The sequence below is a fragment of the Pseudomonas laurylsulfatiphila genome, from assembly GCF_002934665.1.
Taxonomy (GTDB): Bacteria; Pseudomonadota; Gammaproteobacteria; order Pseudomonadales; family Pseudomonadaceae; genus Aquipseudomonas; species Aquipseudomonas laurylsulfatiphila.
The window spans coordinates 826,183-844,244 of sequence record NZ_NIRS01000002.1 but is presented as its reverse complement, the minus strand read 5'-3'; the positions used below and the strand labels follow the sequence as shown (position 1 = coordinate 844,244).

Below are 18,062 nucleotides of genomic sequence, written 5' to 3'. Positions count from 1 at the left end.
TACCTGGCTGGCGCCGGGGCCGTGGCCACGCTTGGGTTCCCAGTCCTGTCCTGGCTGGCTTGCAGCGAAATCTCCCAAGGAAGGCATAGCAGTGCCCCGCGACTCACGTACGACCGCTGATCCTGTTCCGGTGTATTTTCGAGGGGGTAACAGACGCCTGTTTCACCAGCGAAGCATGGGCAGCGGCCGTAGCGGCGAGCGGAGTAATTGGCGGGCTGAAAGCTTTATCAGCATCGAGTGAAAACCGTGATCGGGAAAAGTCGACTGCACGGTTTTGATGAAGCTTCGGGGCAGGCCGAAGCGGACCAGGCCCAGGGACACGTCCACCAGATCGGCCCGGCGGAAAGGTTCGACGCTGTCGGCACAAGCGCCGCGATACCGACGCAGTTTGTGGTGCTCGAGTATCAACGCACTGACTTCATCCTTCAGTTGCGGGCGTTGTCGGCTGTCGAGATATTCAGTGGCCAATGCAATGGAGGGCGGCAGGTAGTCAAGGGTGTCATCGGTCCAGATACCCAGGTCATGAAACGCCGCTGCGATCTGTACGGCATCCGAGGGCAAGCCTTCGGTACCGCTGAGGGCCGCATGGAAATTCAGCACCCGGTAAATGTGGTTGCGGTAGCCCTGCAGGTCGGCGCCGATGGCCAGGGCGAACGAGGTGAGAATCTCGTCGGTGAGGGGGAATTCGAGAATGGGCTTCATCAGGCGTCACGCAACAGGTCGTTGGCATTGAGCAGCTCGTAGGCAATCTCCGGGCGCTTTTCCATGGCACGGCGAATGGCGGCCGGGATGTTGGCGCGGGTCTTGCGGCACAGCCCCGGCAGTTCGCCGATCTGGATGCCGATGCCGCGCATGGTGCGCACCTCATTGAAGCCGGGGGCGATATCCACGCGGATGCCCAACTGTTCGAGCATACGCCGTTGCAGGTGCTCCAGATCGCTCAGGCTCTGCAGATTTTCCAGGCGTTCGATCAGGCGTTTTTCTTCGTTGCGGGTCAGAAACAGAATGCGCAGGTCCGCCCCTGGTGTTTCCAGCAGCGGGTCACGCCCGCAGTCGCAGGCGCCGGGCGGGCAGGGTGAGCGAATTGGAGCGGTGGTGGTCATGGGGATCAATCATAGAGCGCCGTGATTGAGTTTGCCCATAGGGATTTTTGGGAGAGATGCAATGCAATGTGGGAGCGAGCCTGCTCGCGAAAGCGGAGTGTCAGTCGCCATCTTGGGTGACTGTCAGGCCGTCTTCGCGAGCAGGCTCGCTCCCACAGGTTTTACGGTGCGTCTCGCTTACCTCACTTCAAGACCAGCATCCGGTAAACGCCATCCTCAACCTCGATCCCGTGGGTGTCATGGGTGAAGCCGGGGAAGGATTTGTCGAAGGCTTCCAGTGCCTTGAGATACGCCAGCAGCGGACCGTCCGCGGGGCCTGCGTTCTCACCTGGCATGAGCAGCGGGATACCTGGCGGGTACGGCACGATACCGGTGGCGGCAAGGCGTCCGGCGGCTTGCTCGAGGGTGACCAGTTCGATGTCGTTGCGCACCAGTTTCTCGTAGGCCTCCACCGGGCTGAACTCGGCTTTTGGCAAGGTGCCGAAGGCCTGGGACATGTTGGCGGTGGTCTTGTGTTTCTTCATGGCGGCGAAGATTTCGTCGGCCAGATCCTTGAGGCCCATGCCGGCATAGCGTCGCTGGTTGGCGTTGTACAGGTCGGGCAGGCACAGCTCCAGCTCGGCGTTGTCGTCGTAGTCGCGCTTGAAGTCGAGCAGGGCGTTGAGCAGCGTGCCCCACTTGCCTTTGGTGATACCGATGGAGAACAGGAACAGGATGGTGAAGTCGGTGGTTTTCTCGACCACGATACCCTGGCGGCCCAGATACGCCGTGATCACACAGGCCGGGATACCGGAGGCGAGCAGGTTGCCGTCGTCGCCCATGCCCGGGGCAAGTACCGACACCTTGATCGGGTCGAGCATGCAGTAGCCGTCTTCGATGTCACCGAAACCGTGCCATACCGCGTTCGGGTGCAGGACCCAGCAGTTCGGGTCGGTTTTAAGGGTAGCCGGGTCGACCTCATGGAACGGCACGGTCGCGGCGCCCACCTGTACGGTCGGCGGCTGCCAGCAGGTGAAGAACCAGTCGTCCTTGCTCAGCATCTCGTTGTGCATGCGCGAGAGAACCTGGCGGAAGCTGATGGCTTCTTCGATCGACTCGCTGGTGAGGATCTGTCCGCTTGGCGCTTCCATCATCGCCGAGCTGACGTCGCAGGACGCCATGATCGCGTAGTTCGGCGAGGTCGAGGCGTGCATCATGTATGACTCGTTGAAGCGCGCATGTTCAATCGGGTTACGGCCGTCGCGCACGTGGATCATCGAGGCCTGGGACAGGGCGGCCAGCAGCTTGTGGGTCGACTGGGTGGCGAACACGGTCGGCTTGGACTTGTCGTGGTCTGCCGGGTTGCCGTGCATGGCATGGCGTCCGCTGTACAGCGGGTTGAAGCGCGCATAACCGTACCAGGCTTCGTCGAAGTGCAGGCGGTCGACGCTTTCGCCCAGCAGCTCTTCGACGCGGGTGACGTTGTAGGTCAGGCCGTCGTAGGTCGAGTTGGTGACAATCGCGTGCACCGGCGTCGGGTCGATGCCTTTCTTGACCAGCGGGTTGCTGGCGATGGCGGCTTTCACGCCTTCGGTGCTCAGGGTCTGCGGCAGGATCGGGCCGATGATGCCGTAGCGGTTGCGGGTCGGCACCAGGTAGGTCGGAATCGCCCCGGACAGGGTCATCGCATGCTCGGCGGACTTGTGGCAATTGCGGTCGCACAGGGCGATCTGGTTGCGCGTGACGCTGGCCATGAGGATGACGCGGTTGGACATCGACGAGCCGTTGGTCACGTAGTACGTGCGGTGTGCGCCGAAGACCTTGGCGGCATAACGTTCGCCCTGGCCGATGGGGCCGCTGTGATCGAGCAGGGAGCCCAGTTCGCCGACCGAGATCGACAGGTCGGAACGCAGCAGGTTTTCACCGAAGAACTCGTAGAAAGCGCGCCCGGCGGTGCTCTTGAGAAATGCGGTGCCGCCGGCATGGCCCGGGGTGTGCCAGGAGTATTCATAGGTGCGGGCAAACTTCACCAGCGCGCCGAACATCGGCGGCAGGGCCGCCTGACGATAGCGTTCGATGGCGGCCAGGATGCGCCCGCTGAGGAAACCGGTGGTGTCTTCGGGCAGCCAGATGAAGTCGTCGGCGTGTTGCATGACCAGCAACGGAATGCTCGACGCGGTGGTACGGTCACTGATCAGGAACACCGGCACGCGGGTGTTGCGCTCGCGCAGTTTGACCAGCAGTTTGATGCAGTCGGCGTGGCCTTCGCTGGTGTCCATTTCCCAGCGGATGAGCACGCACTGAACAGCAGGGTCCGAACGCAGGATCGAAGCAGCATCCGAGAGGCTTTCCGAAGCCAGAACACTGACGCCCCGTCCCTCTACGTCGTGGACCAGATGATCCAGGGCGCGGCCAAACACCGTTCGTTTGTCCGGTGGACTGCTGACCAGTAGCGCCAGCATGCCCAGCGAGTGTTTATAGTCCGTCATGCTTGAACCTCCAGAGTGGCTTTATTCAGATTGTTCACCGGCACTGGCTCGGCAGTGAGGTGCTGCGCGCTGACGGTTTGCGTCGGTACGCTGTTGTTGAGTGCTTCGAGGCGGATCAGGCGGTTGTTGACGAAGCCGAACAGGGTGTAGCCGAAGATCGTGGCGACGCCACCGAGCATCAGGGCCTGCTCACCGGAACTGTACAGCGCCAGGTAGCTGTAGGCCGCCGCGATCAGAGCAATGACGTTGGTGGCCAGCGCCTTGCCTTCCGGCACGTTGGAGACTTTCTGCATGGTCATCAGCGCGGCCATGGACAGGATGTACGGCACCAGGTTGGTCACTACCGCGAGGTTGACCAGGGTGTCGAACTGCTTGCTCAGGTCGGGACTGATGGTGAGCAGGGCCAGTGCGGTCTGTGCGGCGAGCAGCACCAGCATGCCGACAATCGGAGTGCCCGCCTTGTTGGCCTTGGCGAAGATCGACAGGAAGTAACCGGTGTCGGCCGAGCTTTTGTACACCTGTGCAATCGTGAACTGCCAACCCAGCAACGAACCGATGCAGGCCAGCACCATGGCCGCCATCACGATGTCACCGACCATCGGGGTGAACATCTTGGCGAACACCAGGCCGAACGGCGCGGTGGACGCGACCAGTTCTTCGTTGCCGACGATACCGAAGATGACGTTGGTGGAGACGATGTAGATCACCGCCGCACCCAGGGTGCCGCCCAGCACGGCAATCGGCACGTTGCGCTCAGGGTTTTCCACCGCGTCGGTGTTGGCGCAAGCCGATTCCAGGCCAAGGAAGGCCCACAGGGTGATCGCCACCGATGCGCCCGCCGCTTCGAACCAGCCTTTGTCATGAGGGTTCCAGCCAGCGGCGTAGACGCTGCTGTCGAAATAGAACCAGCCCACCGTGGACACCAGCACCACCGGTGCAATCACGCCCCAGACCGTGATCGCGCCGATCCGGCCGGTAATGCTCGCGCCGCCAAAGTTGGCGAAGGTGGTGATCCACAACAAGGCAATGGTCGCCAGACCTACTTGCAGTGAATCAAGTTTTATTCCGAACAGCGTCTGTATATAGCCAACCGCGGTAATACTGATCGCCACGTTGGCAATCAACAGTGAGAGGCCGTAGGTGTAGTTGGTGATGTAGTTACCGGCTTTACCGAACGTGTATTCGGCGTAGCCGCCCATGCCACCGGTCTTGCGGCTGAGCATCCCGCATCGCGCAAAGGCGTAGGCCAGAGCGAGGGAGCCGGTGGCCGTCACCAGCCAGGAAAGAATCGAAATTGCACCGACTTCCGCTAGTTTCGTCGGTAGTAGCACAATGCCTGAGCCCAACATGTTGACTGCGGTCAACATTGTCAGTTGCCCTACACTCATTTTTTTTGCGACTGACATTCCGTTGCCTCACTTAGTTGGCGATTGAGAGTCTTAGCTATAGCAAAGGATTGAAAACTCGCAAGAAATGGCCTCAGCCATCTCGTTTTTGCACTCATTTGCAAAAAAGGCACGATGCTGGCCCCCAAGTTTAAAAATCCCCCGCAAAATTAGTTCATTTTCAACTAGTTAGATAGGTCAAGATGCGCAAGATATGGATCGCGTTAATTCCGCTAGTTGTTGCGGGTATCAGCAATTCGGCGCAAGCCAAAGAACTGGCCACCCAGGATCAATACATGTGCAGTTGGGGCGCGGGCACTGCTGCAAGGGCACAGGAACTCAAGCTTTCAGGCGTTTCCCTGTACGCCGCGCGGCAGAAAATCCAGGCCTACAAGTTCTCCAAAACATGGATGCGCATGATGGCACTTGGTATTACAGAGCAAACTTATGACAGTTCGTCGCGATTGAAGCCGACGGCCGTGCGGCAAAGCTTTTATGAGGACTGCGTCAGGTACAAGTTGGCACGTAAATAAGGAAGAAGCGGGCGCTGGTCGGATCGACTGCGGCACGGGCCGGTGACGTCTATATTGATTGACCATCCCGGCGACCGGATGGGGTGTTAGAACCGGTTTCCTACAACTCAATCAGGAGGTCAGCATGAACCAGATCGATAAAGTGTTGTACACCGCCCAGACCCACACCACCGGCGGGCGCGACGGAGCCTCCCGCAGTTCCGACGGGATCCTCGATGTGAAGCTTTCGTCGCCAGGTGCAGGCGGTGGCGGTACCAACCCCGAGCAATTATTCGCTGCCGGGTGGTCAGCCTGCTTTATCGGCGCCATGCAAGTGGCAGCCAGGGAATTGAAAGTGGCGTTGCCCAAGGATGTGGCTGTCGATGCGGAAGTCGACCTGGGCACTAATGAAGGCGGTTACCTGCTCCAGGCACGGCTCAATGTCAGCCTGCCGGGGCTGGACCGTGAAACCGCACAGAAAATCGTCGACACCGGGCATCAGTACTGCCCGTATTCGAAAGCTACGCGCAACAACATCAACGTCGTGCTCAAGCTCGTTTGAGTTGACGTGAATCCAAAAAAGATCGCAGCCTGCGGCAGCTCCTACACCGATTTCGTAGGAGCTGCCGCAGGCTGCGATCTTTTTGCTGTTGCGAGGGAAATCAATTCATCTTGCTGTGATCATGCGCCATGTTGCCGTGATCCATGGTGCCAATTGCCTTGGCAACGGCTTCAACCTGAATCGACTCTTTCTCGCCCTTGGCGTCTTCGACGGTCAGGGTCAGCGGCACCTTGTCGCCTTCCTTGATCTGGCCCGTCAGGTTCATGAGCATGATGTGGTAGCCATTGGGATCCAGGCTCACCGCTTTACCGGCCGGCAGTGCCACGGCGTCCACCTGCTGCATTTTCATCACGTCGTCTTTCATGCTCATTGCATGAATCTGCACCAGAGCTGCCACCGGCGTTTGCACGCTCAACAGTTTGCTGTCGCTGCTCGCGGTAACGGTCATGAAGGCGCCGCTCGATGGCTGGCCGGCTACGGTGGCGCGGACCCAGGCGTCGTCGACCCGGGTTTGTGCCGACACCTGAAAGGCCAGGCCGACCAGGGACAAGCCCAGTGCCAGTTGCTTGCAGCGTTGTACGAAACGGTTGTTAGCCTGCGGGGCATTCATATCAGCAAACCTCCATTACGGTGAGCAGGTCCTCTGCGCACTCTTTGGCCGTCAGGGACGCGGACAGCCCCAGGCGCAGATTGCCCCGGGAGTCGAAGACATAACTGGTCGCGGTATGGGAGAGGGTATAGGTATCGCCGCTCGGGACTTTTTCAAAGAACACGCCGAATTCCTTGGCGGTGGCGGCGGTTTGTTCCAGGGTGCCGTACAGTGCTTCGAAACTCGGGTCGAAAGCCTTGACGTATTTGTCGACCAGCTCTGGCGTGTCGCGCTCCGGGTCCAGGGTGATGAAGATCACCTGCAGCCTTTCGCCATCGCGGCCCATCAGCTTTTTGGCCTGGGCGGCGCGGGCCAGCGTGGTGGGGCACACGGCCGGGCACTGGGTGAAACCGAAGAACACCATCGGCATCAGGCCGCGATAGCTGCCCAGCATCCTGGTTTCGCCCTCGGTGTTCGTGAGCTTGAAGTTACGCCCCATGATCTTGTCGCTGAGGTCTTTGCCGTACTTGAACGACAGCTTGCTGCTGTCGTCGCAACCGGCGAGCAGGCCCAGGCTCAACAGGCCCATGCCTTGCAGGACAGTTCGGCGGGTATACAAAGTACTCATGGAAAAAAGCATCCTGTTGAACAGGCTGAAACTGACAGCGTGGTGACTGTACAGACGAAAAAAACGGGGGGATCTTAACAAACTGTGCCGGTAGCGGCGGGGTGGATACGACCATTGGACCGGCACAGAGGCGTGACATAGTGTCGCGCCGTAGCATGTTCGGCTGAGGGCAATCTATCTGTAGGAGCTGCCGAAGGCTGCGATCTTTTGATCTTCAGCAATCTCCAGATCGCAAAAGCAAGATCAAAAGATCGCAGCCTTCGGCAGCTCCTACAGGTATCGGTGTTCCCCGCAATTGCGTGAACAACCTTTTTTTGGGGTCGCTACGCAACCCAGCGGGACGGTGCGGCGATCCGACAACCCCCCTCGCCACAATTAACGACGCAACTTCGCGCAATGATCCTGTTCCGGCTGTGCGGCCGTGTACCACACGTAATCCGCGCTCTCGGCGGTCACGGTCTTGCCCGCTTCGGCGAGGATCAGCACGGCATTGCCTTCACCGGCACCGAGGTCTTCCAAGTGCAGCGGCACCCCGAGATCCTTGCGCACATGAAAGGCCCCGGCCAGCAGCAACGCCGGCGTCGGCGCGGCCATCAGGCGCTCGGCCATGCGCCGGTCGCGTTGTTGCTGCACGGCGAGCATGGCCGGCATTTGTGATTCGGGCAGCAGACCGCAATGGGATTGGCGGATGTCGTCCAGCAAGGTCGCCTGCACCTGTCGGGTGGTGGACGCTTCGCCATTCAACACAGGGCGCTGTCGGTAGATCTGCATGATCTGCGCGCGATCCAGATTCGCCGCCAGCAGCGGATAGGGTTGGCGCAGCGCGTAGGTGACGAGGGCACCATAGACGCTCCAGTCCCAATTGGCCTGCCAGGCCAGCGCCTTGAACGCATCGGCCGGCGGCTGGCCAGCGCGGGTCGCGGCTTGCGCGGCATCGACTTTGGCCTGTTGATCGGGGTTGAGCATCTCCATCAGCAGGCTGCCCTGGGCACGTTGTACCGCCAGCTCGCGCAGCAACCACAATTGCAGGGCGTGGTGGTCCGGGTTGTCGTGCTGTTCACCGACCAGAACCCGAGGCGCGGCGGCCAAACGATCGACCAGTTCCTGCGGTGTCAGCGTGCGACCGCTGGCCAGTTCACGGATGACGCCAAGGTCGGCGTGATCGCGCCCTTGCGGGGCAATCGGTGCCGGGGGCGGCGTTACAGAATGGGTTTGGCAGGCAGCCAAAAGGCTGAACGCACACAGCAACAGAAAGCGCATCGGTTTTCCTTGAATAGACAGAGGCCCCCTCGATCAATGAAGGAGGGGGACGGTATCAGCGCGCGATGATCAACGGGTGGCCGCGTTCCGGGTGTTGGTGGATCAGCACCTCCAGGCCATACACCGCCGCCAGCGCCTCGGCGGTCAGCACCTGTGCCGGTGGACCGTAGGCGTGGGGCAAGCCCTGTTGCAACAACAGCAGTTGATCGCAGTAGCGTGCAGCCAGATTGAGGTCGTGCAGAATCACCAGCACCGCTGCACCGCGCTCGGCGAAGTCGCGCACGGCTTGTAAAATGGTGTGCTGGTGCAGCGGATCGAGCATCGACGTCGGTTCATCGAGCAGCAGGGTTTGCCCTTCGGCCCCCGGCCAGAGTTGAGCGAGCACCCGCGCCAGATGCACGCGCTGGCGTTCACCGCCGGACAGCGCCAGATAACTGCGCCCGGCAAGATGAAGCGCATCGGCCGCTGAAAGCGCCTCGGCGACGATTTCGGCATCGCGTACGCGGCCGCTGGCGTGAGGCAGGCGCCCCATGCCCACGACTTCATTGACCGAAAACGCAAAGTTCAGGCTCGAACTCTGCGGCAGCACGGCCAGGCGCCTGGCCCGTTCCTGGCCTGGCCAGTCGGCGAGCGGACGCTCGTCGAGGCTGACCCTGCCTTCGCTGGTTGGCAGTTCGCCGCACAAGGCGGCGAGCAGGGTGCTTTTGCCGGCGCCATTCGGTCCCAGCACGCCGAGTACTTCGCCGGGGCGCAATTGGATATCGATGTTCGCCAGTACCGTGCGGTTGCCACGACGTACCAGCAAGTTGTTTGCCCGCAGCATCAGGAACGCCCTCGAACCAGCAGATAAAGAAAGAACGGCGCGCCGATCAGTGCGGTCACGATGCCGATCGGCAATTCCGCCGGCGCCAACAGCAGGCGCGCGGCCAGATCGGCCAGCAACAGCAGGCTCGCACCGGCGAGCAACGACGCGGGCAGCAACACCCGGTGATCCGGGCCGACCAGCAGGCGCATCAGGTGCGGCACCACCAGGCCGATGAAGCCGATCAGGCCGGCTGCCGCCACGGCCGCGCCGACGCCGAGCGCCGTGCACAACACCAGTTCAAGCTTGATCCGCTCGATGTCGAAGCCCAGGTGACGGGCCTCCGACTCGCCCAGCAGCATGGCATTGAGTGCCGCCGCACGACGTGGCAACCACAGCGCCACGCCCAGGGTGACGATCAGTAATGGCCACAGGCGCGGATAGCTGGCGCCGTTGAGGCTGCCCAGGTTCCAGAACGTCAGGGTGCGCAAGGTCGCGTCATCGGCCAGGTAGGTGAACAGACCCACGCCGGCACCGGCCATGGCCGTCATCGCCACACCCGCCAACAGCAGGGTGGCAACGTCGGTTTGCCCGTTGCGGCGGCCGAAGCGATACACCACCGCCGTGACGATCAAGCCACCGGCGAAGGCGCTGACCGACAGCAGATAAGGTTCGATGGCCGGTGACACGCCACCCAGCAGGCTGCCGCCGACGATGGCGAGGGCGGCACCCAGCGCGGCACCGCCGGACACGCCGACCAGGCCCGGGTCCGCCAAGGGGTTGCGGAACAACCCCTGCATCGCCACGCCGGACAATGCCAGTACCGAGCCCACGGCGATGCCGAGCAGGCTGCGCGGCAGGCGGATCTGACCGAGGATCAGCTCCGCCTGCTGCGTGTCACCCCCGTCAAGCGGCAACCCCAGCAGGCGCATCCCGGCCAGCAAGGTATCGCCCAGCGGCAGACTCACTGGCCCAAGGGCCAGGGACAGCCAGAACACCAGCACCAGCAACAGCAGCAAACAGATCAAGGTCGGACGCGGCCGGAAAATGGCCGTCATGGGTTGAACCCGGCGCTCTGCGCTTTGGCGTCCGGGTAGAGCACCGTGGCACAGGCCAGCCGTGTTTTGATACGCATCGGGACTATTCCTTGGTCGATCAAAGGGGGCGGACATCGAAAACTTCGTAGCGGGTGATGATGCCATCGACGCCCGGCTTACGCACACGCCAAGGTGCAGGTTGGACATTGAGACGAGCGCGTTGAACCAGGTGTCCATCCAGCGCCGGTTGCGCAGCGCTACGGATCATGAGAAGAACTTGTGATCATCACGATTAAAATGAGTTTGTCTCACTCGCCGGCACTGTCGACAATGGCTCCATTGAACGCATTGGAGTTATTTGACATGGCATTGGCCCATTCCCTTGGATTTCCGCGCATCGGCCGCGACCGTGAACTGAAAAAGGCCCAAGAGGCGTTCTGGAAGGGCGAGCTGGACGAAGCCGGCCTGCGCGCCGTTGGCCGTGACCTGCGCCTGACCCACTGGGACTTGCAGAAAAAGGCCGGCATCGAACTGCTGCCGGTTGGCGACTTCGCCTGGTACGACCAGGTCCTGACCCACTCGTTGATGTTCGGTGTGATCCCTGAGCGTTTCCGCCCGCACGATGGCAAGGCCAGCCTGCAGACCCTGTTCGGCATGGCGCGCGGTGTGAGCGACAGCTGCTGCGGCGGTGCCCACGCCCAGGAAATGACCAAGTGGTTCGACACCAACTATCACTACCTGGTCCCGGAGTTCAGCGCCGACCAGCAGTTCCAGCTTGGCTGGGATCAACTGTTCGAAGAAGTCGAAGAAGCCCGCGCACTGGGGCATAACGTCAAGCCCGTCATCATCGGCCCGCTGACCTACTTGTGGCTGGGCAAGGCCAAGGGCGCCGAATTCGACAAGCTCGAACTGCTCGAACGCCTGCTGCCGCTGTACGGCCAGATCTTCCAGCGCCTCGCGGCACAGGGCGTCGAGTGGGTGCAAATCGACGAGCCGATCCTGGTGCTCGACTTGCCTCAGGACTGGAAAAACGCCTTCGAACGCGCCTACAACCTGATCCAGCGTGACCCGCTGAAGAAGCTGGTCGCCACTTACTTCGGTGGCCTGGAAGAGAACCTGGGCCTGGCCGCCAACCTGCCGGTCGACGGTCTGCACATCGATCTGGTGCGTGCGCCTGAACAGTACCCGACCATTCTCGACCGCCTGCCGGCCTATAAAGTGCTGTCGCTGGGTGTGGTCAACGGTCGCAACGTCTGGCGCTGCGATCTGGAAAACGCCCTGGCCACCCTGCAGCATGCTCATGAACGCCTGGGTGATCGCCTGTGGGTCGCGCCGTCCTGCTCGCTGCTGCACAGTCCGGTTGACCTGGGCCGCGAAGAGCAGCTCGATGGCGAGCTGAAAAGCTGGCTGGCGTTTGCCGTGCAGAAGTGTGAAGAAGTCGCGCTGCTAGCTCAGTCGGTCAACGAACCCGAAGCGCCGAAAGTGCTCGAAGCGCTGAGCCAAAGTCGCGCCGTTCAGGCTGCCCGTGCTGCATCGCCACGCATCCACAAACCGGCTGTTCAGGCGCGTGTGGCCGCGATCACCGCCAGGGACAGCCAGCGTCAATCGCTGTTTGCCCAGCGCATCGCCAGGCAACGCGCCGGCCTGAACCTGCCACTGTTCCCGACCACCACCATTGGTTCGTTCCCGCAAACCGCGTCGATCCGTCTGGCGCGCCAGTCGTTCAAGCAAGGCAAGCTGACCGAGGCCGAGTACACCGAAGCGATGCACAGCGAGATCCGTCACGCCGTGCAAGTCCAGGAAAACCTGGGCCTGGACGTGCTGGTGCACGGTGAAGCCGAGCGCAACGACATGGTCGAATACTTCGCCGAGCAACTCGACGGCTATGTGTTCACCCGTTTTGGCTGGGTGCAGAGCTACGGTTCGCGCTGCGTGAAACCGGCGGTGATCTTCGGCGACCTGAGCCGCCCGAAAGCCATGACCGTGGAGTGGATCCGCTACGCTCAAGGTCTCACCGACAAAGTGATGAAGGGCATGCTGACCGGTCCCGTGACCATGCTGATGTGGTCGTTCCCGCGCGAAGACGTGACCCGTGAAGTACAGGCCCGTCAACTGGCCCTGGCCATTCGCGACGAAGTGGTGGACCTGGAAGCCGCCGGGATCAGGATCGTGCAGATCGACGAAGCGGCGTTCCGCGAAGGCTTGCCGTTGCGCCAGGCGCAGTGGCAGCACTACCTGGACTGGGCGACCGAAGTGTTCCGCCTGTGCGCCTCGGGTGTGCGGGACGAAACCCAGATCCACACCCACATGTGCTACAGCGAATTCAACGATGTGATCGAGTCCATCGCCGCCATGGATGCCGACGTGATCACCATCGAAACCTCGCGCTCGGACATGGAGTTGCTGGACGCGTTCGAAGCCTTCGCCTACCCGAACGACATCGGCCCCGGCGTGTACGACATCCACTCGCCACGGGTGCCGGACTCCTCGGAAATGGCCAACCTTTTGCGTAAGGCCGCCAGGCGCATTCCCGCCGACCGCCTGTGGGTCAACCCGGACTGCGGCCTGAAAACCCGGGGCTGGCCGGAAACCGAAGCGGCGCTGGTGCACATGGTCAACGCTGCGCGTCAGTTGCGTAAAGAGTGGGCCTGACGCGTTGCTGGATGCACCACTGAGACCTGTGGGAGCGAGCCTGCTCGCGAAGGCGGCATGACAGACACCGGAGTAGTGACTGCCAGATCGCTATCGCGAGCAGGCTCGCTCCCACAGTGACCTGGTTAGTTCGCAGATTTTGCGTACAGCCCTGAACCTGTGGGACAGCCTGCTCGCGAAGGCGGCATGACAGACACCGGAGTAGTGACTGCCAGATCGCTATCGCGAGCAGGCTCGCTCCCACAGTGTCCTGGTTAGTTCGCAGATTTTGCGTACAGCCCTGAACCTGTGGGAGCGAGCTTGCTCGCGATGACGGAGTGTCAGGCAACATCGATGTCGAATGTGCCGGTCTCTTCGCTCCTACAGCCGCGGCTCGGCCACCAACAGCAACGACTGTGGCACAGGGCTTTGCGGGTGCTGCGGTTCCTGTAAGCCGGCCAGTACAAAACCGGCCATGTCCAGCGCGTTGAGCCAACTGGACAGGGTGCGGAAGTACCACGGCATGGGCTGCCACTGGCCCTTGAATCCGGCAAAGGTCTCCTCCCGCCAGCCATCCTGATAGTCGCCCGCCGCAGCGGCCCACGGGTGCAGCGTCTGGATCACCAGCGCGCCGCCTGGGGCGAGCAGGCTGTTCATGGCGCCGAGCAGGGGGATGATGTCCTGATGCAGCAGGGCGAAGTTGGCGCAGATCAGGTTGTAGTCGCGGCCGATGTCGACGGCTGCCTCTGCCAACTGTTCATAGCTCGCCAGATGCACCGGTGCCGCGCCCGCCGCCCGCGCCGCCGCCACCAGCGTCGCATCGCCATCCACCCCGACCGCCTCGATGGCCCGGTCCGTCAGCGCACGCAACAGCCAGCCTTCGCCGCAGCCCAGATCGAGCACCCGCTCGGGCTGGCGCCCCAGCACCGCCAGCAGGATGGCCTGGTCGGTGACCTTCAGACGGCTTTCGATGGTGCCCGTGCGGATGGCGTCGATCCAGGCCCGGGCATTGTGGTGCCAGCTGTCGAGGAGGGTGGATTCGGGGGCGGGCATGGCGTTGTCCGGTGCTAGGTGGCCGTTGCCAAATGATAGGCAACCAGCGCGTTGGCGTGGCCATGACCCATGCCGTGTTCGGTCTTGAGCCAGGCCACCAGTTCCATGTGTTTCTTGTCGCTGAGGGTTTTAAGCAGATCCAGCCAATGGCTGATCGGCTGCCCATACTTCTTCTCGATTGACGGGAAGTACGAAGCCGGTCCTTTGGGTTTTGTCTCTTCGGTCACGATGCAAACTCCCTTTTCGCTTTTGTGGGTTCGAAAGCAGCACCGGCTACGTTACTGATTTGCCGTCGGCGAGTCCATCGTTCCAGCGGTCATCCCGTCATCGATCGCGATGCCCTGGGCGCGCATGGCCTTGATCAATTCGCTGCGGGTGCCGGGCAGGTTGAGCATGGTCTGGGCACGCAGCGCCGTGACTTCTTCGGCGGTGTAAGGCTGATAGTCGTCCGGCAGGCTTTCGCCCGCCATGCCGTCTTTACGCATCAGCCAGTTGAGCAAGTCCGCCAGTTGCGCGTTGTTCAGCGCCGACTGCGACATGCCCGGCACCCGCACGAGGAATTCGCGGCCGCCCGGTACCTTCAGGAAGTTGCCGACAAAGTTTTTCATCCGTGGCGTGTCATTGGCGGCGGAACCCGTGCCGTCGCCCAGGTGGCAACCGGCGCATTGCAGCTGGTAGTTCACACCCACGCTGTAGCCAGCCTGGGCGATCGGTTTTTGAATCTCTTCGTTGCCCGGCGCATGGCCCTGCGCCGGGTCGGGAATAGCCCGGGCGAACGCGAGCGGGGCGCTCAGGGCGCAGACGAGTCCGAGCAATATCAACCTACGCATAAAACAAACCTCCGCTGATGACCGGTTTGGCACCTCTATGTAGGAGCGAGCCTGCTCGCGAAGGACGTCAACGATAACGCGGGCTATCTGGTTTAACGCGTCGCCCTTGAGTTCTTCGCGAGCAGGCTCGCTCCTACAGGTACACACACACAAAGCCGTAAAAAAGAGAAAAGCAGCCACAGAAAAAAACCGCCGATTGCCCGAGCAACCGGCGGAAAGTGCGCGTTTAGACGGCGACGCCGCGGATCACCGAAACGGTGCAGTGGTAGATGTGCGATTTGGCGGCCAGGCACCAGTTCACATCGTTGTTGTTGAACGGGCGGTAAGCCGGTTCTTCACTGTCGTTACGGGTACAGGCGCACTGGGCGCAGCTTTGCTTACCGCAGCAGTCGTTGTACGAAATGATGTAGTCCTTGCCATCGGCCGGGTTGCGGCAGGTGCCGATCCAGGTCACTTGCGAGGCTTCGGTGCCTGGCGGGCAGGAGGTCACCGAACCGCCGCAGCAACTGCACAGAAAGCCGTCGATGGAGCAGTAGCGCCAGTAGTCGCAGCTGTTTGGATCACCCGGGTCGCCAGCCTGCGCCGGCTCCGCGGCCAAGGCCTTGCTGGTACGGTCCAGCGGCAGCAGCAAGGGCAGGGCGGCACCGGCCACCATCAGCGAGCCCATGCGCGACAGCAATTTACGGCGCGAGGTGGTGTCGGCCACACGGCGGGTCGAGCGCTCGAACAACAGATCCAGCAGTTTCATAAACGTCTCCCTGCCTTATCAGTGGCTGTGGCTGTGGTCGTGGGTGTGGGGTTGGGCATTGAGGTACTGCTGCAACGTGGCGTGCTTGAGGTGCTCGACTTCGAACAGGCTGTCCAGGTGCTCGCGGGAGTTGACCAGGCCCTTGGCGCGCAAAGTGCCGGCCTTGTCGATCAGCGCGGCGTACGGCAGCTTGCCGATCTGGTAGGTCATGCCCACTTGCGGGCCGACCACGTAGGTGGCGTCTTCGAGTTTGTGTTCCCGGATCAGCGCTTGCTGGGCGTCCATGTCGCCATCGCTGACGAACACCACGTCCAGACTGCCCGCTTGCTCCTTGGCGATGGATTTGATCGCCGGCAGCAGCGACTTGCAGATCGGGCAGGTCGGCGAGAGGAAGAACAGTAATTGCGATTTTTCACCGGCATAGCCGAAGTTCACCGGGCGACCGTGACGATCGCTGGCAGTGATCTGTGGTGCGGGTTCATTGACCGCCACGCCTTTGTCGACCATCAGTGCGCCGGCCGGGGCCAGACGCCCGTGCAGCACGCCAATCTGCCGCACCAGGCCCATGACGACAAACGCCACGGCCACCAGCAGCACCCAGAGCAGAACGTTGGAAACAATCAAGCCTTCCATTTCGATTACCTACCAATCAATTTGAGCAGAAGAGGGGAGTTCGCCAGCAAGCCATCGGCGGCGGCGTAGATGAGCAACGCGACCGCGGCGGCGGCCAGGGTCACGAAGCCATCGAACAGGTTGAGGTCGCGGGCCACCGGCGCCACGCTGGCCACCAGCGTAAGCAGCACCAGTGCGCTGTTGCGCGCCAGCAGCACCGGGCGCAGCGGTTGTGCCTGGTCGGGACCGGCGCAACCGCAGTCGATGTCCGCGCGACCGCGCCACAGGTTGATGCCGATGGCGGCGGCGTACAGCGCCAACAGGCTGGCCGCGCTCACCGCGGCGTAACCACGGCTGACCGGCACCAGCAGGGCAAAGGCGATGGCCAGTTCCAGCAGCGGCACCAGCCGTGCCGTCGGGCGCACCAGCGCCTGGGGCAGCAGTTGGTAGTCCGCCAGTTGCCGGGCGAAGCGGGCCGGCGCGCGCAACTTGTGGGTCGCGGCGCTGGCCAGCAACACCGCGATGGCGATGGCGCTGGCAATGATGAAGATCGGATCTGTGTGCATGGCCGAACCTCTCAGTAGCTCAGGACCTGAGTCGCGGTCTTCGCGACTTTCGGCATGCTGCCGGTGAGCTTGTTGGTCTTCAGATCGAAAATCTGCAAACCGCCTTCCACATCGGCGCCGAGCAACAGCGGCTTGTCGTCGCCGGTGGCCTGCATGCTCCACACCGGAACCGGGGCTTCCAGGGTCGCTACTTTCTTGTGGGTCTTGAGGTCGAACGCCCAGATCAACGGGCTCGGGTCTTCCCACTTCATGGCTTCGTGGGCGTCGTGCATCAGCACATACAGGCGGTCCAGCTTCGGCGCCACGGCCATCAACTGCCAGCCACCCGGTGCCCAACCGGCCTTCTTGTCCTCGTCGGTAACAAGTGACCAGGACGGCAGGATCTTCGGCGCGTCACCGGCGAAATCCACCGGACGCACGGTGCCGGTCGTGGTGGTGAAGTAGTAGGTGTCGCCAACGTTGACCGCGCGCTCTACCAGTTTTTCCGCGTTCGGATCAAAGAACGGCGTGCGGCTGCGCGCGGTTTCCTGGCCCTGATCGTTGAGGGTCACCACTTGCAGGCTGCCGTCGCCGCACAGCGAGGCGAAGCGGCGGTTGCCGATCGGGTAGTTGAGCACGCAACCGGGGATGGCGATTTCCGTGGCAACGACCTTGGCCTGGGTGTCGACCACGGTGACCGAGGTCGACGGGGTGAAGTTGTAGACATAGACGAACTTGTCGTCGCCACTCGGCTTGAGCGAGTAACGCTGGGTCAGCGATTCGGCACGCTTGTTCGGGATCAGCACTTCCCAGGCTGGCGACAGGGTCGAACTGTCCCACGCGGTCAGCACATCGGTACGGGTACCGCGGGTGCCGCGCGAATACCAGATGTCGGCGCTGTAGAGGGTCTTCTTGTCATGGCTGAGGGTCGACGGCGCGGCAAAACCGGTCGGCACCATGCCGAGGATGCGCTTCTGGTCCGGGTCGACCACGGTCACGCGGCCAGCGACGAAACTGTCGAACTCGACGTCGATGACAAACGCGCGGTGAGCTTCGGGTGGAAACGCCAGAACGGTCTGGCCAATCGTACCGGCGGGCAAATCCGCGCGGGCACTGTTCAAACCGAGTACAAGCAGGCTCAGGCCAAGCGCTGACTGTACGGAGATCCTGTTTGTTCGCATAAGGGGAACTTCCTGAATTGTTGGTAACGCGGATCGCGGGTGCTTTGGCAGATTTTTACCCTTTGATTCTGCCGTGCCCCGCGATCAGGAGAATTGCCCTGCCTGCCAAGTGTTTG

The 18,062-nt window shown here is 62.1% G+C and carries 19 protein-coding genes; 3 read left to right on the top strand and 16 right to left on the bottom strand.

What is annotated here, in order from left to right; all coding sequences use genetic code 11:
- Nucleotides 1-162: 162 nt before the first annotated feature.
- From CD175_RS09575 to potE, 4 genes are all read right to left on the bottom strand, one after another.
- Nucleotides 163-702, bottom strand: a complete 540-nt coding sequence (locus CD175_RS09575) for an HD domain-containing protein (protein ID WP_104448687.1) — start codon at nucleotides 700-702, stop codon at nucleotides 163-165.
- Complete coding sequence (locus CD175_RS09570; protein ID WP_015094584.1) at nucleotides 702-1,103, bottom strand: hypothetical protein; 402 nt, start codon at nucleotides 1,101-1,103, stop codon at nucleotides 702-704. The genes CD175_RS09575 and CD175_RS09570 overlap by 1 nt, the downstream gene beginning before the upstream one ends.
- Nucleotides 1,104-1,285: 182 nt before the next feature.
- Nucleotides 1,286-3,571 carry an Orn/Lys/Arg family decarboxylase gene (locus CD175_RS09560; protein WP_104448686.1) on the bottom strand — a complete coding sequence of 762 codons (2,286 nt, stop codon included), beginning with the start codon at nucleotides 3,569-3,571 and terminating at the stop codon, nucleotides 1,286-1,288.
- Nucleotides 3,568-4,977 carry a putrescine-ornithine antiporter gene (gene potE, locus CD175_RS09555; RefSeq protein ID WP_104448685.1) on the bottom strand — a complete coding sequence of 470 codons (1,410 nt, stop codon included), beginning with the start codon at nucleotides 4,975-4,977 and terminating at the stop codon, nucleotides 3,568-3,570. The genes CD175_RS09560 and potE overlap by 4 nt, the downstream gene beginning before the upstream one ends.
- Before the next feature lie 182 nt (nucleotides 4,978-5,159).
- Here potE and CD175_RS09550 point away from each other — a divergent pair, with 182 nt between their 5' ends.
- Nucleotides 5,160-5,489 (top strand): hypothetical protein, encoded by a 330-nt coding sequence (locus CD175_RS09550; protein WP_104448684.1) that lies wholly within the window; start codon nucleotides 5,160-5,162, stop codon nucleotides 5,487-5,489.
- Nucleotides 5,490-5,613: 124 nt separating this feature from the next.
- Nucleotides 5,614-6,030: an organic hydroperoxide resistance protein gene (locus CD175_RS09545; RefSeq protein ID WP_104448683.1), complete on the top strand. Its 417-nt coding sequence runs from the start codon at nucleotides 5,614-5,616 to the stop codon at nucleotides 6,028-6,030.
- A gap of 100 nt (nucleotides 6,031-6,130) precedes the next feature.
- Here CD175_RS09545 and CD175_RS09540 read toward each other — a convergent pair whose 3' ends face one another.
- The 5 genes from CD175_RS09540 to CD175_RS09520 all read right to left on the bottom strand — a co-directional run bounded on the left by CD175_RS09540 (nucleotide 6,131) and on the right by CD175_RS09520 (nucleotide 10,313).
- Complete coding sequence (locus CD175_RS09540; RefSeq protein WP_104448682.1) at nucleotides 6,131-6,640, bottom strand: copper chaperone PCu(A)C; 510 nt, start codon at nucleotides 6,638-6,640, stop codon at nucleotides 6,131-6,133.
- Between the two features lies 1 nt (nucleotide 6,641).
- Nucleotides 6,642-7,247 (bottom strand): SCO family protein, encoded by a 606-nt coding sequence (locus CD175_RS09535; protein WP_104448681.1) that lies wholly within the window; start codon nucleotides 7,245-7,247, stop codon nucleotides 6,642-6,644.
- 375 nt (nucleotides 7,248-7,622) lie between these two features.
- Nucleotides 7,623-8,507 carry a ChaN family lipoprotein gene (locus CD175_RS09530; protein ID WP_104448680.1) on the bottom strand — a complete coding sequence of 295 codons (885 nt, stop codon included), beginning with the start codon at nucleotides 8,505-8,507 and terminating at the stop codon, nucleotides 7,623-7,625.
- A gap of 55 nt (nucleotides 8,508-8,562) precedes the next feature.
- Nucleotides 8,563-9,330 carry a heme ABC transporter ATP-binding protein gene (locus CD175_RS09525; protein WP_104448679.1) on the bottom strand — a complete coding sequence of 256 codons (768 nt, stop codon included), beginning with the start codon at nucleotides 9,328-9,330 and terminating at the stop codon, nucleotides 8,563-8,565.
- Nucleotides 9,330-10,313: a FecCD family ABC transporter permease gene (locus CD175_RS09520; RefSeq protein ID WP_167399519.1), complete on the bottom strand. Its 984-nt coding sequence runs from the start codon at nucleotides 10,311-10,313 to the stop codon at nucleotides 9,330-9,332. The genes CD175_RS09525 and CD175_RS09520 overlap by 1 nt, the downstream gene beginning before the upstream one ends.
- A 396-nt stretch (nucleotides 10,314-10,709) precedes the next feature.
- Here CD175_RS09520 and metE point away from each other — a divergent pair, with 396 nt between their 5' ends.
- Complete coding sequence (gene metE / locus CD175_RS09515) at nucleotides 10,710-12,998, top strand: 5-methyltetrahydropteroyltriglutamate--homocysteine S-methyltransferase (RefSeq protein WP_104448677.1); 2,289 nt, start codon at nucleotides 10,710-10,712, stop codon at nucleotides 12,996-12,998.
- Nucleotides 12,999-13,358: 360 nt separating this feature from the next.
- Here metE and CD175_RS09510 read toward each other — a convergent pair whose 3' ends face one another.
- From CD175_RS09510 to CD175_RS09480, 7 genes are all read right to left on the bottom strand, one after another.
- The gene (locus CD175_RS09510; protein ID WP_104448676.1) at nucleotides 13,359-14,030 is read right to left on the bottom strand and encodes a class I SAM-dependent methyltransferase; all 672 of its coding nucleotides are present in this window, start codon (nucleotides 14,028-14,030) and stop codon (nucleotides 13,359-13,361) included.
- 14 nt (nucleotides 14,031-14,044) lie between these two features.
- Nucleotides 14,045-14,257: a DUF4287 domain-containing protein gene (locus CD175_RS09505; RefSeq protein WP_007978105.1), complete on the bottom strand. Its 213-nt coding sequence runs from the start codon at nucleotides 14,255-14,257 to the stop codon at nucleotides 14,045-14,047.
- 51 nt (nucleotides 14,258-14,308) lie between these two features.
- A complete protein-coding gene (locus CD175_RS09500) occupies nucleotides 14,309-14,860 on the bottom strand; it encodes a cytochrome C (RefSeq protein ID WP_104448675.1) in 552 nt (183 codons plus the stop codon).
- Between the two features lie 226 nt (nucleotides 14,861-15,086).
- Entirely contained in the window at nucleotides 15,087-15,608 is a 522-nt protein-coding gene (locus CD175_RS09495; RefSeq protein WP_007978110.1) for a methylamine dehydrogenase light chain, read from the bottom strand.
- Between the two features lie 18 nt (nucleotides 15,609-15,626).
- Nucleotides 15,627-16,241, bottom strand: coding sequence for a methylamine dehydrogenase accessory protein MauD (gene mauD / locus CD175_RS09490; RefSeq protein WP_104448674.1), 615 nt, complete (start codon nucleotides 16,239-16,241; stop codon nucleotides 15,627-15,629).
- A gap of 5 nt (nucleotides 16,242-16,246) precedes the next feature.
- On the bottom strand, nucleotides 16,247-16,786 hold the full coding sequence (locus tag CD175_RS09485) for a MauE/DoxX family redox-associated membrane protein (protein ID WP_104448673.1): 540 nt from the start codon (nucleotides 16,784-16,786) through the stop codon (nucleotides 16,247-16,249).
- A gap of 11 nt (nucleotides 16,787-16,797) precedes the next feature.
- Entirely contained in the window at nucleotides 16,798-17,946 is a 1,149-nt protein-coding gene (locus CD175_RS09480) for an amine dehydrogenase large subunit (protein ID WP_104448672.1), read from the bottom strand.
- Nucleotides 17,947-18,062: the final 116 nt, after the last annotated feature.

Coding starts and splice junctions, on each gene's coding strand:
- CD175_RS09575 (WP_104448687.1), bottom strand. CDS start 702: ATGAAGCCCATTCTCGAATTCCCCCTCACCGACGAGATTCTCACCTCG.
- CD175_RS09570 (WP_015094584.1), bottom strand. CDS start 1,103: ATGACCACCACCGCTCCAATTCGCTCACCCTGCCCGCCCGGCGCCTGC.
- CD175_RS09560 (WP_104448686.1), bottom strand. CDS start 3,571: ATGACGGACTATAAACACTCGCTGGGCATGCTGGCGCTACTGGTCAGC.
- potE (WP_104448685.1), bottom strand. CDS start 4,977: ATGTCAGTCGCAAAAAAAATGAGTGTAGGGCAACTGACAATGTTGACC.
- CD175_RS09550 (WP_104448684.1), top strand. CDS start 5,160: ATGCGCAAGATATGGATCGCGTTAATTCCGCTAGTTGTTGCGGGTATC.
- CD175_RS09545 (WP_104448683.1), top strand. CDS start 5,614: ATGAACCAGATCGATAAAGTGTTGTACACCGCCCAGACCCACACCACC.
- CD175_RS09540 (WP_104448682.1), bottom strand. CDS start 6,640: ATGAATGCCCCGCAGGCTAACAACCGTTTCGTACAACGCTGCAAGCAA.
- CD175_RS09535 (WP_104448681.1), bottom strand. CDS start 7,247: ATGAGTACTTTGTATACCCGCCGAACTGTCCTGCAAGGCATGGGCCTG.
- CD175_RS09530 (WP_104448680.1), bottom strand. CDS start 8,507: ATGCGCTTTCTGTTGCTGTGTGCGTTCAGCCTTTTGGCTGCCTGCCAA.
- CD175_RS09525 (WP_104448679.1), bottom strand. CDS start 9,330: ATGCTGCGGGCAAACAACTTGCTGGTACGTCGTGGCAACCGCACGGTA.
- metE (WP_104448677.1), top strand. CDS start 10,710: ATGGCATTGGCCCATTCCCTTGGATTTCCGCGCATCGGCCGCGACCGT.
- CD175_RS09510 (WP_104448676.1), bottom strand. CDS start 14,030: ATGCCCGCCCCCGAATCCACCCTCCTCGACAGCTGGCACCACAATGCC.
- CD175_RS09500 (WP_104448675.1), bottom strand. CDS start 14,860: ATGCGTAGGTTGATATTGCTCGGACTCGTCTGCGCCCTGAGCGCCCCG.
- CD175_RS09495 (WP_007978110.1), bottom strand. CDS start 15,608: ATGAAACTGCTGGATCTGTTGTTCGAGCGCTCGACCCGCCGTGTGGCC.
- mauD (WP_104448674.1), bottom strand. CDS start 16,241: ATGGAAGGCTTGATTGTTTCCAACGTTCTGCTCTGGGTGCTGCTGGTG.
- CD175_RS09485 (WP_104448673.1), bottom strand. CDS start 16,786: ATGCACACAGATCCGATCTTCATCATTGCCAGCGCCATCGCCATCGCG.
- CD175_RS09480 (WP_104448672.1), bottom strand. CDS start 17,946: ATGCGAACAAACAGGATCTCCGTACAGTCAGCGCTTGGCCTGAGCCTG.